Below are 16,002 nucleotides of genomic sequence, written 5' to 3' on the forward strand. Positions count from 1 at the left end.
CGACAACGTGAACGACCGGATCCGCGTGGTCGTGGTCGACGACCTGGCTCCCAGACGGCTCCCAGTGCCCAGCATGGTGCCGACGCCCCTACGTCTGACGTGACAGGTCGTCCACCAGAAGGTCGAGAGTGGCCTCCTCGTGGAGTGCGACGCCGAGGGCCGTCATGGCAGGGGCGAGATCCGGGTCCCAGTCCGCGCTGACCGGCTGGCCGTCGAGCGCCAGTTGGGGGATGCCCTCAGTCTGGCTGCGAGCGGCCAGGTGCTCGTAATCCGCGGTGCCCATGCGCCACGGCATGGCGTCGTAGCGGCGGGTGACCCGGTTGGCCAGAACGATCCCTGGCCAGTCGAAGTCGCCGTGGTAGGCGAAGCGACAGCCTGTGGCGGCGAGGGCGTCGAGAAGCGTGATGACCACCGTGGCGGCGCTGCCGGACGTGCATACGAGGGGCCGGACGCAGGCCGCGTCTGCCGCGGCTTCCACCACGCGCGGATTCTCACAGATGTGGATGAGCGTTGCGGCGGGGAGATGCAGCCGCAGGGAGTGCAGGTCGCGCGGTGTCAGGTGCGTTTCGGCGTGATGTTTGGCCCGCTCCCGCAGGGCACACTCCCGCCAGCCCTCGCCGGCGGGGCGCAGCCCGTAGGTCAGCACTGTGCTGGAGACCTCGTCCGGCGTTACGGACACCAGCCGCCACAGAGCGCGTCGGCCGGCCGCGTCGTCGGGGAACTCGGTGCCATGGGCGAGGGCGACACCGCGTTGGACGAGGCGTGCGAGCCAAGTGCCGTCGTCCAGGCCGTGCGCGGAGCCGGTCGTCATGGCGGCGAGTTCTCCTCGGCCGAGGGCGTTGCCGCTACGTTCAGGACCGAGGAGAACGGTGAGGATTTGGACCGCCTGCTGGAGTGTCCAGATCGCCGCTTCGGGCGTCACTCCCCTCGGAACCCCGGCCCGGTGCAACAGGTCGTACCACCGCCTGGGCCATTCCTGGCCGGCGAGCGGGGAGGCGTCCAGGGACGACGCGAGGGACGACCACACCTGCTCCCGCCGTGCCGTCGTGTCCGCGCGGATGGCACGGCGGTCGGTGAGGGGCGGGCCGAGTTCCTCCAGGGTGTCCCTGAGGCCGAGTCCGGCGGCCGAGGCGCGCAGCCGTGCGTCGAGCACGTCGAGCCGTACGGTCACGGCGGCACCGGTGAGGGGTTTGCCCAGGAGGAGGGACAGGTCGTTGCGTTCCTGGGTGTTCAGCGCGGCCAGCCGGAGCGAACCGGTGGCCTGTACACCGTTGCTCTCCAGGCGTTTGCGTATGCCTTCCCAAAGCCGGGTGAGTCCCGGTCCCGTCAGCCAGTCGCGCGTCGCGGGGGGCAGCCCGCTCATACGGACACCAGACGCCGGTGCCGACCGTTCCAGGTGTAGTGCAGGGTGGCCACCCCGCGCACATGGGGGTCGCGGAGGCACTCGTAGATGTGCAGGGATGGCACCTCGGGCCAGTTGCCCATGAGCCGTTCGCTGGTGAGGACGAAGTCGAGATCGAGGTCGACGAGGATACGGCCCAGCCGGCCATGGGTCGGCTCGTCGACCTTGGCGAAGGCGTCGTCCAGGAGGATCAGGCGTGGCGCGTGCGGTGCCGACTCGGCGAGGCTCGTGAAGTGGGCGGCGGCCGCGGCGAAGAGCACGAGGTAGGAGAGGACCCGCTGTTCGCCCTGGCTGAGCCCGGTCCGGCCGGTCAGCTTCCTACGGCGGCCAGGGGCCGCGTCCTCAACCACGAAGGTGTGGAAACGGAACCAGTCGCGGTAGTCCAGGGCGGTCCGCAGATGGGCGGCGTAACCGGCTGACGGGTCGGCGCGTCGGGCGTCCTCGATCCGGCGTTGCAGTACTTCGCGGAGCTGCTCGGTCTCCTCACGCGTCCGGAGGCTCGACGGACTGCGCAGCAGGTCCACGGCTGCCCGGACGTCCGCGTCCACGTCCTCATCCAGCTTCCACAGCAGCTCGACACCGAGGCCGTGGGAGGTGCGCACGGTCCGCAGGGTGTCGTTGAGAGCCGCGACCAGGTTCGCCGCGGTGATGACCTGTGCCGAGAGGTGGTCGCCGAGTTCGCCGGTCAGGAACCGCTGGAACACCTCACGCTCGCGTTCGGTGAGCCGTCCCCGGGCCTCCGCGGCCTGGACCGCGATCCGCTCGCCGACGGCCGCGACGTCATGGGACCCGTGGTCGTCGACCAGTCGGCAGACCTTGATCCCGTCGCGTTCCTCCAGCTGTGCGTCGAACCCGCCGGCCAGCTGGTCGCGCAGATCGGTGTGCCGGTTGAGCAGGGTGCTGTCCGACACCTTGCCCTTCGGGCGTCCGAGTGCCTGCTCCACGGCCTCGGCGAGGGCCCGCAGCGCGCGCAGACGGCTGCGGACGTCCCCGCTGGGATCGTCCGACACGTACTCGGGCAGCGAGGACCGGTCAAGGCCGGCGCCGAGCACCACCTCCGGTCGGCCGAGTCCACCGCGAAGAGCGCTGCCGGTGTCGATGACCGCCGTCTCCTGGTCCGCCAGGGTCCCGCGCAGCCGCTTCTCGTCCTCTTCCGCGCGCACGCGCCGGTCGTGGAGGTCATCGCGCGCTCGTTGCGCCCCAGGCAGGGCGCGGACGGCGTTCGCGATGCGCTGCTTGGTTTCCTGCTCGCGGGTGAGGATTTCCTCCTCGGACGACCCGATGGCCTCCTCGCGGGTCCGCAGGTCCTGCTCAGCGGTGCGCAGTCCGGTGAGGTGGACCCGGTAGCCCTCCTCCGCGGCCAGGCGATCCTCTCGGGCACGTTCGTACCGTTCGGCATCCGTCTGATTCGCGCCGAGCCGCTCGCCCGTGCCACCGACCGCCCTGCGAAGATGCCCGACACCGCTGAGCAGGGCGGCCAGCGCGGTGCGTACGCGGTCCAAGGCATCGGGGTCGCCGGGCAGGTCGTGAGCGGTCGCGGTGGCGTCCGCGTCGGCGCGCGCCGATACCGCGAGAGCACGGGCGTCCTCGGCCTGCCGTGCCGCCCGGGTCGCCTTGGCGGTCAGGTCACGCAGGGTCCTCTCGGCTGATTCGGTCCTGCTCCACGCGTTCGCGAGATTTCGCGCCCGGGGGAAGTCCCGTTCCGCGAGTGTGAGAGCCCGACGCATGGCATCGGTTACGGCGAGTTCCTCGCGGACGCCTGCCAGCCGCTGTTCCGTCTGAGTGATCCGCTCCTCCAACTCGGCGAGGACGCGCCGCCGGGTCTCGGCGCGTACGGCGGCCCCCACGTACTCGGTGTCGCCCTTGTCGTGACGGCCGCTGAGCACACCCAGACGCCAACTTCCGTCCTGGTACACCGCGTTGTGCGCGGAGTTCCGCGCGGCCGGTGTGAGCGCGATCGAGGCAAGCAGACGCTCCACGCGCGCGGACGTCACCCCGCACCCCGGTTCAGGGGCTGGGCGCAGGGCCGAGGCGAGAGTCGGTCCGTCGGACAGCACAAGACCGGGCTGGAGGAGGGTGTCCCGGGTGCGGGGGTCGAGAAGGACGCCGTCCGCGCTTACCCACGCGTCCAGGATTCCGCTCGCTTCCAGCGCCCCTTCGAGACCGGCCCGGTCGGCCGGTGCCAGGTCGTCCACGAAGTCCACGAGGCGGTAGAAGGGGGCTCCGCTGCCCGGCGTCCTCTCGGCGACGCGATGGCGCGGGGCCGACGGCTCAGGGTCGGTACGTTGCTCCCAGTCCCGCTTCTGCTCCGTCAGGCGGTCGAGTTCCTCATCGAGTCGGCCGACGCTGAGCGCCAGTGCGTCCCGGCGTCCGGTGAGTTCCTCGCCGTACGGTTCGAGTGCGGCCTGAGTGGTTAGCCACGCCTGGCTGTCGATGTCGGGTGGCAGCGTGCGGTCCGCGAACGGCGCGTCGGCGGAGGTCTCGTGGCCGACCGTGGAATGGACGGCGTCCAGCGGCGGGCAGTCGGGCCCCAACGCGGCCCGCGTGTGCGCCGCCCACTCAGCGACGCGGCGGGCATAGGTGCCGCTCTCCTCGGCGACCTTCTGGCGGCTGACGTCGAGACGGCCGGCGGCGTCTTCCGCCTCGCCCTCCAGCCGTTCCCGCTCGGCATCGGCCTGAGCCGCTCCGGCGCGGGCCGCGTCGGCCCGTGAGATGAGGCGGGTCACTTCCTGGACCATCCGGGCCCGGTTTTTCGCGACCGTCTCGGCATCCTCCAGCTGGTTCTGCCAGGATCGCAGTCCTTCCTGTGTGGTGGCCGTGTCCGCCCGGGCCGCCGACCGGTGCCGTACGGTGCGCGTCTCCCCGTCCGGAGTCGTCAGCTCCGTCTCGGCGGCCGGGGCGAGGACCGTGCGTGACAGGGCCACCGTCTCGCCGAGATGGCCGGTGGGAAGCCCAGCCTTCTCCGCGTGCGTCAGCAACTCCCGGTGTTCTGTGCCGAGTTCGGCAAGTCGACTCCCGAGGTGGTCGACCCCTTCGGCCAGCCGCTCCGCCGTGCTCTCCTCCGCGTCGTGGGCGTTGCGCAGGGTGGTGAACGCGGCCACGGCGGCGGTGTGCAGCGCCTCCACCGTGCCGCGGCGCTCCGACAGTTCGCGCAGGCTGCGGTAGGCGTGACTGGCGTGCAGGGCGGCCAGGTCGGTCCGGGCGGCCTGTTCCTCGTCGCGCAGGGTCTCCAACCGGCCCTCCGACTCGTGCTCCTGCGTCCGCAGGTCGCTCGTCCGCTGTGCGGCGTCTCCGGCCGCCCGGCGCCGCTGTGTGAGGACGCCCAGCTCGTGGCGCACTCGCTGCGCGGAGGCGCGCAGGACGCCGGCCAGGTAGCCGCGGTAACTGGTGAGGAACGTGCGCAGTGCTGTGTCGGTGCGTTCCAGGCGGCCGAGTTCGTCTCGTACGGCGTCGAGGTCGTGGAGGTTGCGCGCCACCTGCTCGACCACGTCCTCGTCGAGCCCCGGCAGGGTCTCGCTGAGCAGGGAGGCCAGGCCCCCGTGCTCGATGCGGTCCCCGACCGTGGGGCGCCGCAGCCGGTGGAGGAGCTGGGTGAGGTTGCGGTAGCGCGTCGCGTCGGTGATGCCGAACAGATCCCGGGCTACCCGGGAGCGGTGCATGACCGCCCGCTCGGTCGCGTTGTCGGAGCCGACGATCTCCTTGAGCCGGTCGACCGGCAGCGGCTTTCCGCCCTCGACCAGGTGCAGGTCCTCACCGACCCGCAGGGAGGTGACGAAGAACGTCGGCAGCGCCCTCTGCGTCGACTTCGAGGCACGGATGGCGACACCGAGCGTCAGAAAACGGTGGCTGCCGTCGTCGGTCGTGCCCTGGAACTCCACCCACAGGTACCCGAGACGGTTGGTCTGCTCGAACCCGTCCAGCATCAGCCAGGCGAGAGTGGTGCGGCCGGTGCCGGTCGCGTCCAGTGCCCGGGAGTCGCCGTCCAGAACATACGGGAGCAGCATCTCCAGGGCCTTGGACTTGCCCGCGCCGTTCTTGCCGCGCAGGAGCAGCCGTCCGTCGCCGAAGGAGAACTCCTGAGTGTCGTACTGCCAGACGTTCTGGATGCCCGCCCGGTGCAGCCGGAAACGGGTGCCGGTGGTCGTCGCGGGGGCGGCGGTTGTCGCGGGGCCGCCGGTTGTCGCGGGGCCGGAACGCGGCAGCGGAACGAGGCCACGCGCGTCGGTGGTCATAGCGGCAACTCCTCTTGCACGTCGGTTCCCTGGCGCGCTGTCGCAGCCGGGCGCACGGTCACGAGGGTGGCGTAACGCGCCGCCGCGGCCAGCAGCACCCAGCCGTCGCCGCCGGGCCGTGCGCCATGGACATCGGTCACCGTGCGTCCTTCCGACACATCTTCGACGTACCCCTCCGGCAGCCCTTCGCCCTCGGCGCGCAGCCGCCCGGCGCGGGCCATCAGCCGCATGCGGACCAGCATGTCCAGCACGGCCTCCCGCAGGGCGGGGAGGTCCTCCAGGTAGCCGCGCTGCCAGTTGCTGCGCTGCCCGTACTCGGCGATGAGCCCGGCGAGCACCTCGTCCACCAGGCCGTCCGGGACGGCCACCCCGATGACGAGCGTTCCGCCGGTCGCCGGATGCCCCGGTTCCTGGGGCCGAAGCCGCTCCACGAGCCGTTCCACCAGCAGTAGCGCGGCCTGTGCGACGGTCCCGGTGCCCGGTAGGTGCAGATCCGTCAGCTCCTCCTCGGGGTCCACCAGCGCTACGCCTTCGGCGCGGATCTCCATCTCCAGGCCCAGGAGTTCGGAGAAAGCCTGGCCTTCCCGGCGCTGCCGGGTGCGCAGCCAGTCGCGCTCGGCGTCGGTCAGCTCGTCGAGGTGGACGACGGGTGTCTCGACAAGCATGCGGCGCACATAGGTGCGCGGCCCGCTGAACCCCGGGTCCGCTGCCCGTCGGACCAGGTCGGCGCCGTCCCGGGCCTGTGCGAGCGGGCCGGCGACGACCACGCGCGCCAGCTCCCGGTCCACCGTGATCAGGGCCTCCCCGCCCGCCTCCTGCGCGATCGCGGCCACCTGGCCCTCGGTCTCGATGAGGACGCCCCACTCGACGAGCTGGCGCAGAGCCGCGACCAGCTTCCGTTTCCCGGCCGCCCGGCCCGTCTCCTCCAGCTCGATCCCAGCGTCGGCGGCAGCGGCTCTGATGTCGGCGACCAGGTGCGACAGCAGCATTTGCTCGGGCGCGGTCACCAGCACGGACAGGGCCAGTGCGAGGCAGGCGTACGTGTGCGGGGTGAAGGGTGTGCCGGTGGAGCGCTCCAGCCGGTGTCCCGAGCCGGCCCCCAGCCCCGCCTTGAACAGCCGGGCGAAGGAGCTGTCGACCAGCAGGCGGTAGCCGAGCACCTGCTGGAACCGTTTGCCCAGCCAGCCGGCGTGCCTGCGGATCAGAGGGAAGAGCTCGGCATGCGGGCCGTCGGCCGCGACCAGGGGATGGGCGAGCAGCAGCCGGGCGGCGGTTCGACGCTCGGCTGCCAGGGCTACGTCGTGAGTGGAGGGAAGGGTCATGACACGCTCGCCTCCGCCTCTGCCTCCGCTTCACCGTCGGCCGCCGCCGAGATACGACCGATATTCAGCTCCAAGTCGTCCAGCAGCAGGTCGCCGTCTGCCGAGTCCAGCACCGTCCGGGTGCCCTCCGTCCGGCGCACGGTGAGCCGGATACCCAGTTCCGCATCCTCGCTGCTCGCCGAGTCCAGGTCGAACTCCGCTGTCCCCTCCCCGTCCGCGCCGGCGCGCCTCCTGAGCGATGCGTTTCCGAGTGCCGTGGCCAGCAGCTCCAGGAGCAGCCCGAGCGCAGCCGAGGTGAGTCGTACATCGGCGAACCGACCCGATGCGCTGCGCAGTTCGTCCGCCGCCGCTGCCCTGGCCGCCGCCCGCTGACGGGCGGCCTCCCGCAGCCGCTCCTTCTGCGCGGAGTGGTCCTCCACCGCGGAGGCCCGGCCCCGCTGCGCGCGGCTGCCCCTCTCCCGCAGGGCCACCGGCACCTCGACCACCGGACCGGTCCACCAGCTCGTGTAGGCGGGTACCACCTCGTCGGTGGCCGGGGGTATGCCCAGATGGCGGGCGCCGTACAGTCCGAAGGCGGCGACGGCGATGTCGTGCGCGTCCTGCGGTGCCGCTTCGTCGAACCAGCGGGCCAGCCGCAGCAGGTCCTTGCGCCGGGACATCTCCCCGGTCGCCGACCGCAGCATCCGCTTGGCGTTGGCCAGCAGCGACTGCAACGCGCGCAGCGTGGCGTCCCGCAACTGGTCGACCTGGCTGCCCTGACCGTCGGTGTCGCTGAACCAGCCGCGCAGTCCCTCCCAGTCCGCGAGCTCGCGGCCCCGGCTGCGCTGCACCCGGACCTCCAGGCGGCCTTCGCCCTGCGCCGACAGCCCGGTGAGCCCCTGGGCGTGGGCGTCCAGTCGGTCCAGCAGAGCCGGGATGTGCGGCCACAGGGTGCCCAGCGCCGCCGAGATCCGGGGCGCGCGGAACGCCACGTCCTCGGTGATCGCCTCGACGTAGTCCAGGAGCAGCTCCTTGAAGCCCTGGTACTCGGCGCTGTCCAGGTCATAGCGGGACAGCACCTGGCCGAGGTAGGCGTAGAAGTCACGTATGGAGTCCGCGAACTCGGTGAACTGCACGAACAACGTGCTGATCCGCTCCAGCCCGTCCTGCGGCTCGATGCCGCCCGGCGCGGTCACGAGGCCGGCCAGCTCCCGCAGGCCGCGCTCGACCAGGGCCAGCAGTTCGTTGCTCACCTCGCGGGCGGCGTCGGCCTCGGCCAGGACCCCGTCGGCGTCCCGCTGGATGCGTTCGCCCAGTTTCGACAGCTGGTAGCGCGAGCGGGAACGCTGGTACTCGCTGATGCTGGACGCCTTCACGGTGTGGCTGCTGCGCAGCAGGTTTCCCCAGGCCACCAGCTGTTCCAGCCGGACCGTGAGAGTGTCGGCGTCGAGCCCCGCGGCGGAACCACCGCTCTGGCGCAGCTTCGCCATGATGTCCGGGACGGCCAGATCCGCCAGCAGCGTTCCGCAGAAGACCCGCATGATCGCGACGTGCTCCAGCCGCTCGGGCGCGCTGAGGTACGTATACGCGTCCAGCCGCCGCCGCGCCTCCTCGTCACCGTCCTGACCTGCACCGGATGCTGATGCTCCCATGCCCGTGAGGTTACGCGGCGCATACGGGCGCCGCCGGTGGGTGGCCGAAACTGCCACGGACGTGTGCCGGCCCGTAGCGATTCCCGTAGTGACTCCTGCGGCAGCGGGCTGTGCGGCAAGGGAGCGTGCCAGGCCCACCCTGAAGGGGGGCCCTTCGGCCGCTGTGCCGAGTGGCTTCAAGGCGAATGGGGTACGTTCAGGCCGGTATGGACAGGGGCGGAAGGAGGCACGCGGGGCTCCCGGCCGGCAACCCCTTGCAAGCGAGGCCGGGACACGACCCGGTGTCGCTGACTGGCTTCGTCTCATCAGGGCTCACTGCCGAGCTCTTCCTGGAGTTCGGCGATGCGCCGTTGGGTCGCCTCCGCGTTCTTCTGCTGACGGGTCAGTTTCGCTTCGGCGGTTGCCAGTTCCCGGGCGAGCCGCTCTCGATCAGCTGCCGCCCGCTCACGGATGGTCCCGTCATCGCGGTACGCGGGCCCTACCCGCTCACTGCTCATTACCCCGCGACGCTCTCCGCATTCCGGGCAGTCGACGACGCGGGCGGAAACGTGGCTGTGCTCGCGATGCTGAATGTAGGGCACCACATGGTCGCAACGGAGGGTGAGGTCCCAAGTATCGAGGTCCTTCTTGCGTTCCTCCCGTGAGGGTCAGGAAGCGAACAACCTGGCGAGCTTCTCCATCTGCTTCGGCCCCATCGGCGGTGGTGGGCAACAGAAGCCGCAATGCGTCACCCGAGAACCACTGATGCTCCACCGAGCACCCCGGCAGTCGGCATGCCGCTCGCGGAACCTCCGGTCGGTTTCCTCGTACTCACGCTTCTCCGACTCGGACAACTTCATGAGGGGATACCAGTCCCCCTGCCCGTCTTGCATGGGCTCTCCGCAGCCCCGACAGGGCTCACCGGCCACGTACTCCACCCAGCTGAGGCACGTACCTTCTCGCTTCCACCGCTCATCCTGCTCACGGCGCCGCCGGTCATCCGCTTCGGCATCGAGGGCTGAGCACAGAGCACGCTTGGCCGCTCGTTGGTGCTTCTGCTCCTCCGTGAGCTTGGCCATGGGCTTTACCCTCCGCTGCATCGGGTTCTCGTGTACGACCGCGGAATCCATGCTGGCGTGGCCGCCCCGTGTGTCGGCGGCCCGTGTGCCGGATGATGACTTTTGACCGGAGTTGGATCGCAATCGGCCTTCAGACGACTGATGTCGTCTGGTGCAGGCGGTCAGATGTTGCTGTTTTTGAGACGCCGTCAGTGAGTCCCTATCGGGCCGTCGGCAAGACTGCCCCTCCGCTGAGCCTCGCCGAGTCGGCCCGGTGCTCCGCAGAGCGCATGGGCAACAGGACACACGACGCAAGGGCCAATCTTGCCAGCCCGTGACCTGCCCCGAACCGGGACTTGCGGGGCGTCTGTGACTCAACGCTACGACTGGTCACACATCTGGGCGTAGGCGTCACGGGAAGTGATACCCCTGGTTGTTTCAGCACCTGGCTGGTCCGCGGGGCCCTGGCCGAGTCCCGCCCTACCTGGGGATCGTCCGGTCTGATGCCATGGAGGAAGCGCAGGTTGGGACACCATCGTTGGGGGCGATGTGGGGACATCCACGCGATGGAAGGGACCGAACGGCGATCGGTGGAGCTCTGCCGGGAGGCGGCTGGCACGCTGGCGGGAGGACTCACGAAACGCGGATCAGCGGCTGGAGGAGATTGCGGCGGACCACCTGAGCGCCCTGCACGAGACGCTCCGTGCCGATCGATCGGCTTTCGGGTTGTACGACACGGCCTGTGCGGCCGGTGAACGGCTCGCCGGGGCCCTGGGGTCGCTGGCCGCCGAGGGCGCGGAGTCGGAGGTCGCGCTCGTCGCACGTCTCGTCTCGGAGGTCGGTGGGGATGGCGGCACACTCGCCGACGCCGCGGTGCGCAGGGGGATGGCCGCGGCGGTCCGCGATGTCCGGGACATGCATCCCGAGATGGACGACGCCATGAACGGGGGTGGCGCGGGCGGCGGCTTTGCCTGGGACATCCTGTGCGATCTCTACCAGGTGTTCTTCGCCGACATGGTGGGGGAGTTCCTCAGGGCTGTTGTCGCCGAGCACGTCAAACTGGCCGTACCGGTGCTCATCGCGACCGATCCGGAAAGCAGGATCGCCGACTGGGTCGCGGAGAAGGTGGTGGACCTGGCGCCGAACCCCTGCAAGGAGTCCGCCGAAGCGACGGACCTTGCACAGGCTGTGGATACCGCGCAGTCGGTGGTGGGCGCTGTGCAGGATCCGTCGGCCGCACTGCCCAAGATTGCCGAGTTACTGGTACCGCGGGCGGTCGGAAAGGTGCTTGGCTTGATCAGTGAGGAGATCGCCGGAGAAGAGGGAGCTGCGGCGTGACCGATTCCGACCACTTCCTGTGGTGGCGCGGCCTCCGGGGTGACCGACCTTGTGGCGACCGCTGGACGGAGATAGGCGTGGAAGCCTTCCAGGAAAGGGAACGCCGCATCACCGGCCGGCACCATCTGCCCGGTCCTGTCCCCGACTGGGCCGAGGATCTGTTCCGCGTCGCCAGGGCTGCCTTCATCGCCGACAAGTACGTACGCCGGACCGGAGTACGGGACCGGTGGACCCGCCGCATCAGCCTCGCCGTACCCGTCACGGAACACGAGCGGTGGGGAAGCGCAGCTGTCCGTACCCACCTCACCGCGCTCCTCCAAGTCCTCACTGGGGACCTATGGAATGTGGACTTCCGGCCTCTCACCGGTCACTACGTCGAGGAGGCGCTCGTATCTCCGGACGAGCCGCGTGCCTCGGAAGTCGCGTTGTTCTCCGGCGGACTGGATTCCCTCAGCTGGGCCGCCATCCGTTCGCGCGCCGACGACTCCCGCCCGCTGCTGCTCGTGATGTTCCGTGAGATCGGCCTGCTGCGTCTCCAGCAGCAGGTGTACAAGGCCGTCGAACGACTGCCCGGAGCACGGCCGGTGCTGCTGTTACCGATGAGCCAGACCCCGGCGGGCGACGGCTCGGGGGCACGGCTGGAGACCTCCTCCCGCACGCGTGGTCTGCTGTACGCGGCGGGCGCGATCCGCGCCGCCACCGCGCACGGGGTGGGTACCGTCCACATCCCTGAGAACGGCCAGCTCGCCCTCAATCCGCCTCTGACACCCGCGCGTTCGGCTGCTTGCTCTACGCGTTCCGTGCACCCGCGGACGCTGGGCAGTCTGAACGCCTTGGTAACTGCCGTGAGCGACACGGAGAGCACGGTGCAGGTGGTCAACCCCTTGGCACAGCTGACGAAGGGTGAGGTGTGCAAGGCCGGACGTGATGCGGGCCTCACCCCGTCCGACCTGGAGTCCACCCTGAGCTGCGGCAAGCCTCCAACCCGCCGAAGCGGCGGTCCTCCCATCGCCAACTGTGGCGTTTGCTTCCCGTGTCTCGTGCGCCGCTCCGGACTACTCCACGCCAACGGCATCGACGGCACCCGGTACGAGGCATTGCCGTGGGCGGACGGCCTACCGCTTGACCGGGGTGCCGACTGGCGCGCACTGCAGCGGTGGCTGCTCGGCCCGTACACCCTTACGGATGTCTTCACCGATACCCCGCTGTCGCCGGACACGGACCCGGCGGTGGCGTTCGATTTGATCAGGCGCGGGCGGGAAGAGTTGGCTCGGCTGCTTCAGATTGCGGATGCGACGGAGGCAGCTGACGCGGCGTAGGCGGCGCAGGTGAGATCCGGCTCGCACCAGGCCGCCTTGGTGGTCATGGACGGCATCGTCGAGGTGTCCTGGACGCAGTACCTGCGCAGAGCGCCGACTGATCTGGGTCAAGACTTTTTCGCCTACCCATTCGGATCGTGAGTCGAAGGCCCGGAGACACACCGCCTCGCCGACTCGCTGTCTTGACTCCCAAACGACGTGCACTCGACGAAAGTGCTTGAACTCCAAGCGCGCGCTTAAGAAAATCCCAAACGGCGTGCACCCATCAGCGCGTGGCCTACGTCTTCTACTGTCCTTCCTGAAGCCAGGGATCATCGGCTCACTCGTCCACTGGGAGATCCCCCGACCTCAGGAAGGAACCACGTGCAGCTGAGGCTGATGTACGTGATCATCGCGGTCCTCACGGCGCTTGTCGCCGCTCTGGCCGGCAGCGTCGTGACCGTCGTCGAGGGAGGGCGTCCCACGGCGGCCTTCAAGACCGGGGCATTGACCTTCGCCGGCTCCCTGACGCTCCTCATCGTGGTCATGGGCGCCCTGGGTGTGGTGGGCTCGTGAGCGACATGAGTGCCCTTGGAGGACACATGCAGGCCGAGGGTGCCTCCTCGCTCGACGAGGCGCTCGCGAAGGTGCGCCGACACCGCACGCACCTCTCGCGGCTGATGAACGCCCACGACGCGACTCGCCTCGTCATTGGGCTGCTGTACCTGAGCCGGACCGCGCACGCCGCTCCCGGCACCGGCGTACCGACATGGTCGTGGTTGCTGGGTCAGCCAGCAGGACGCGGTTCGGGTATCCGCGCTGCCGTGATCAAGTGTCTGAGCCGCTGGCTTCCCGCAGTCGACGGACAGGGCGCCGACGTGGGCACGAGGAGCCTGATGCCCGTTCCGCCCTCTGGTTCCGAAGGACCACTACACGCTCTCGTCCAAGCCATCGGCTCCACCCAGCGGATCGGGCCCCTGCTCGACCAGTGCCTCCGTGATCTCTCGGCGGACCAGGCAGACGGCAGCCACTACTTCACGCCGGGTGACATGGCGCGTCTGATGGTCGGTGCGGCCGTCCCCCGCGACGGGCACAGAGTGCTGGACCCGGTTTGCGGTTCAGGGGGACTGCTCGTCGAGAGTCACCGCTATGTCCGCGAACGCGTCGAGCTGAACCCGGCCATGTCCTTGTATGGAAAGGAACAGCACGCCCACACCTCGCAGGTGGCCCGCATGAACTTGGCGGTGCGGGGGATCACGGCTCACGTCTTCCCGCCCGGGGACAGCCTCGCGGAGCCCGAGCCCGAGTCCCACGACATTATCCTGGCCAACCTTCCCTTCAACCAACGCGACTGGGCGCCGGAGGACAAGATGGAGCAGGGCGCCCGCCGGTCGGGTCCCCCGCTCCCTGTCGATCCCCGGTGGCCGGATGAACCGCCGTCCCGAGGGTCCGCCAACTCCGCGTGGATTCAGCACATCGCGCACGCGCTGGCTCCGGCCGGACGTGCTGTCTTCCTGATGGCCGACAGCGTGGCCAACAGCAGACAACCCGTCACCCGAAGGCTCCGCGAACGCCTCCTGCGTGACGATCTCGTCGAGTGCGTGATCGCTCTGCCACCTCGCGTGTTCGGTCACGGCAAAGCCACGGCCTGTCTCTGGGTGCTCAACAGGGACAAGAGCGCGCGTCCCGGCTGGGGTGCCCTGGACCGTCGGCGGCAGGTGCTTTTCGTCAACGCGCGGCGAGCCTTCGAACCGGTCCCGGATTCGAGATCACGGAGGCTGGGCGACAAGAACACGGCATTGATCGTGACCACCTTGGCGGCCTGGCGTGGCCTCTCCGAGAACGGCGCTGCGGCCTCGCCGTACAACGACGTGGCCGGCTGGTCCCGAAGCTGCTCCACCGAGGAGATCACCGACCGTGAGTACAGCCTGATGCCGACCTCGTACGCTGTTGAGCCTCCTAGCCCCGAACGAGACACACGGAGCCGGGTCGAGCAGCTCAAGCTCGAACTGGCCGATCAGTTGGACCAGATGCGCGACCTGGAACTCCGACTGCTGGACGTCTTGGAGGAGATCTGATGGAAGCCAATGCCGACCAGGTCGCCTCGGGCAGAGCGGCTTGGCAGACGATCTCCATCGAAATCGAGCGGCTCCGCAGGGACATCTACACCACCTCCGGTTTCCTCGACGACGCGGCTGCCGAACAGACCGCAGGAGTTGTCAGCTCGACGTTCGTCCAGGACGGCAGGATCCTCTCGCCCAGGATCAAGGAGTGTCGGCCGGGCAATTCCGCGCCCAGCAGGGCAACCCTCAGGGAGGGCGACCTGGCCGTCGTACTCGTCCGGCGGGTGGGCGCTTCCGCGCTGGTCACCGCCGAGCACGCGGGGTGTACAGCGACCAGGTCGATCGGCATCATTCGCGCGGAGCCGCACATCGTGCGGTGGCTGCGTATCTGGCTACAGACACCCACGGCGAAGGCCCGCATCGACGAGGACGTGACGGCACATGTCGAGCCCACCATCAGCCTCGACACCCTCCGCCGCATGCTGTTTCCGCTACCCCCGCCAGACGTCATCACCGCGTACCACCGGGCCTTCGGCCTCATCGAGGAGATGAGCGCCCTCTACCAAGAGACCGCGCGCAAGGCGGTGGAACTGGCCGACGCACTCCATGACGACTGGGCGTCGACGATTCCACCGTGGGAGACACGACCGCTCGCGAAGGTCGCCAAACCGAAGACGGGCAAAGGTTCCGAACGCTCGCTTCCCCCGTTGCCCACAGACCCCACCACCGATGTGACCGATGTAATCGCCCCCAAAGATCTCTACGACCTCCCCGTGCCCCACGTCCCGAGGTTCCGCCTGAGCAGTCCAGCGAACGACGGCGAGGTACATCCTCCCGGCACCTTGATGCTGAGCACCCGTTCCGACGGCGCGCACATCGCTGTGCCGAGCCGACCAGCAACACCTCTCAGAGGCGTCGTGGCCGTACGACCTATGGAGGACGAGGACGGTTGGTGGCTGCTCCACGAACTCAGGAGTAGGAGCAGCGACATCACGCGGCTTGCGCAGGGCCAGAACGGCAGGGAAATCTCCGCCCGCGCCCTCAAGCGCCTGGAGGTCGCCTGGCCCGACCGGTTCACGCGCACCAACTTCCACACGACGGCCGATCCCCTGCACGCCATGGTGCGACTCCTGGTCACCAAGATCGCGACACTGCACACCCTGCGGGACGCACTCCTGCGCGACATCTCAGCGAAGGCCGGCGTCCTCCGCGAACCGACAACCGAGCCGGAAGAGCAGAGCGCTCCTGCTCCTCGTCCCACCGCGGGCCCCGCATCACGGGGTATGACCGGCAACGATGAGCCTGACCCGTGAACTTCGGCAGGAAGACGGCGGGGATACTGTCCGGTGGTGGGATGCTGTTGGGCCTTCTTGCGGTGTACCTCTGGCTTTATCGACGACTCACGACAGCAGTTGTTCACGGCTGCGGGAGGCACCTGCCGGGCCGGGATGTCGTTGTTGACGAGAACGGGAGGCACTCGCCGGCGCCCGGCAACGGCGCGGCGGCGGACCAGCACGGGCTGTGAAGCGCGGCCGGTCCCCGGAAGCGGCGCCTGTACGACCGGAGCCGGAGCGGGGCGTGGGCAGCTGCCGCGGGGCGTGGAGTGCGGAGGGGCGCATGACCGTGGCGGAGTGAGTGGGCCACCGCCGTACGGGCATGGGGCAGGGCAGCGGCTATCG

General features: G+C 69.6%; 11 protein-coding genes. 6 read left to right on the forward strand and 5 right to left on the reverse strand.

Going from position 1 to position 16,002, the window contains the following annotated elements:
* Positions 1 to 88: 88 nt before the first annotated feature.
* The 5 genes from ACWDSL_RS05185 to ACWDSL_RS05205 form a co-directional block, all read right to left on the reverse strand.
* Complete coding sequence (locus ACWDSL_RS05185; protein ID WP_450481863.1) at positions 89 to 1,363, reverse strand: TIGR02679 family protein; 1,275 nt, start codon at positions 1,361 to 1,363, stop codon at positions 89 to 91.
* Positions 1,360 to 5,634 (reverse strand): TIGR02680 family protein, encoded by a 4,275-nt coding sequence (locus ACWDSL_RS05190; RefSeq protein ID WP_450481864.1) that lies wholly within the window; start codon positions 5,632 to 5,634, stop codon positions 1,360 to 1,362. The genes ACWDSL_RS05185 and ACWDSL_RS05190 overlap by 4 nt, the downstream gene beginning before the upstream one ends.
* Positions 5,631 to 6,956, reverse strand: a complete 1,326-nt coding sequence (locus ACWDSL_RS05195) for a TIGR02678 family protein (RefSeq protein ID WP_450481866.1) — start codon at positions 6,954 to 6,956, stop codon at positions 5,631 to 5,633. Before ACWDSL_RS05195 ends, ACWDSL_RS05190 begins: the two co-directional genes overlap by 4 nt.
* Positions 6,953 to 8,587: a TIGR02677 family protein gene (locus ACWDSL_RS05200; protein WP_450481868.1), complete on the reverse strand. Its 1,635-nt coding sequence runs from the start codon at positions 8,585 to 8,587 to the stop codon at positions 6,953 to 6,955. Before ACWDSL_RS05200 ends, ACWDSL_RS05195 begins: the two co-directional genes overlap by 4 nt.
* A 305-nt stretch (positions 8,588 to 8,892) precedes the next feature.
* Positions 8,893 to 9,171: a hypothetical protein gene (locus ACWDSL_RS05205; RefSeq protein WP_450481870.1), complete on the reverse strand. Its 279-nt coding sequence runs from the start codon at positions 9,169 to 9,171 to the stop codon at positions 8,893 to 8,895.
* Positions 9,172 to 10,173: 1,002 nt separating this feature from the next.
* Here ACWDSL_RS05205 and ACWDSL_RS05210 point away from each other — a divergent pair.
* From ACWDSL_RS05210 to ACWDSL_RS05235, 6 genes are all read left to right on the forward strand, one after another.
* Entirely contained in the window at positions 10,174 to 10,962 is a 789-nt protein-coding gene (locus ACWDSL_RS05210; RefSeq protein ID WP_450481872.1) for a hypothetical protein, read from the forward strand.
* Positions 10,959 to 12,281: a 7-cyano-7-deazaguanine synthase gene (locus ACWDSL_RS05215; RefSeq protein WP_450481874.1), complete on the forward strand. Its 1,323-nt coding sequence runs from the start codon at positions 10,959 to 10,961 to the stop codon at positions 12,279 to 12,281. The genes ACWDSL_RS05210 and ACWDSL_RS05215 overlap by 4 nt, the downstream gene beginning before the upstream one ends.
* Positions 12,282 to 12,644: 363 nt before the next feature.
* The gene (locus tag ACWDSL_RS05220; protein WP_311728816.1) at positions 12,645 to 12,836 is read left to right on the forward strand and encodes a hypothetical protein; all 192 of its coding nucleotides are present in this window, start codon (positions 12,645 to 12,647) and stop codon (positions 12,834 to 12,836) included.
* 104 nt (positions 12,837 to 12,940) lie between these two features.
* Complete coding sequence (locus ACWDSL_RS05225) at positions 12,941 to 14,338, forward strand: N-6 DNA methylase (RefSeq protein WP_450481876.1); 1,398 nt, start codon at positions 12,941 to 12,943, stop codon at positions 14,336 to 14,338.
* A complete protein-coding gene (locus ACWDSL_RS05230; protein WP_450481878.1) occupies positions 14,338 to 15,636 on the forward strand; it encodes a hypothetical protein in 1,299 nt (432 codons plus the stop codon). Before ACWDSL_RS05225 ends, ACWDSL_RS05230 begins: the two co-directional genes overlap by 1 nt.
* The gene (locus tag ACWDSL_RS05235) at positions 15,633 to 15,848 is read left to right on the forward strand and encodes a hypothetical protein (protein ID WP_450481880.1); all 216 of its coding nucleotides are present in this window, start codon (positions 15,633 to 15,635) and stop codon (positions 15,846 to 15,848) included. Before ACWDSL_RS05230 ends, ACWDSL_RS05235 begins: the two co-directional genes overlap by 4 nt.
* The last annotated feature ends 154 nt before the right edge of the window (positions 15,849 to 16,002 follow it).

It is taken from the genome of Streptomyces sp. NPDC000941 (genome assembly GCF_053599555.1).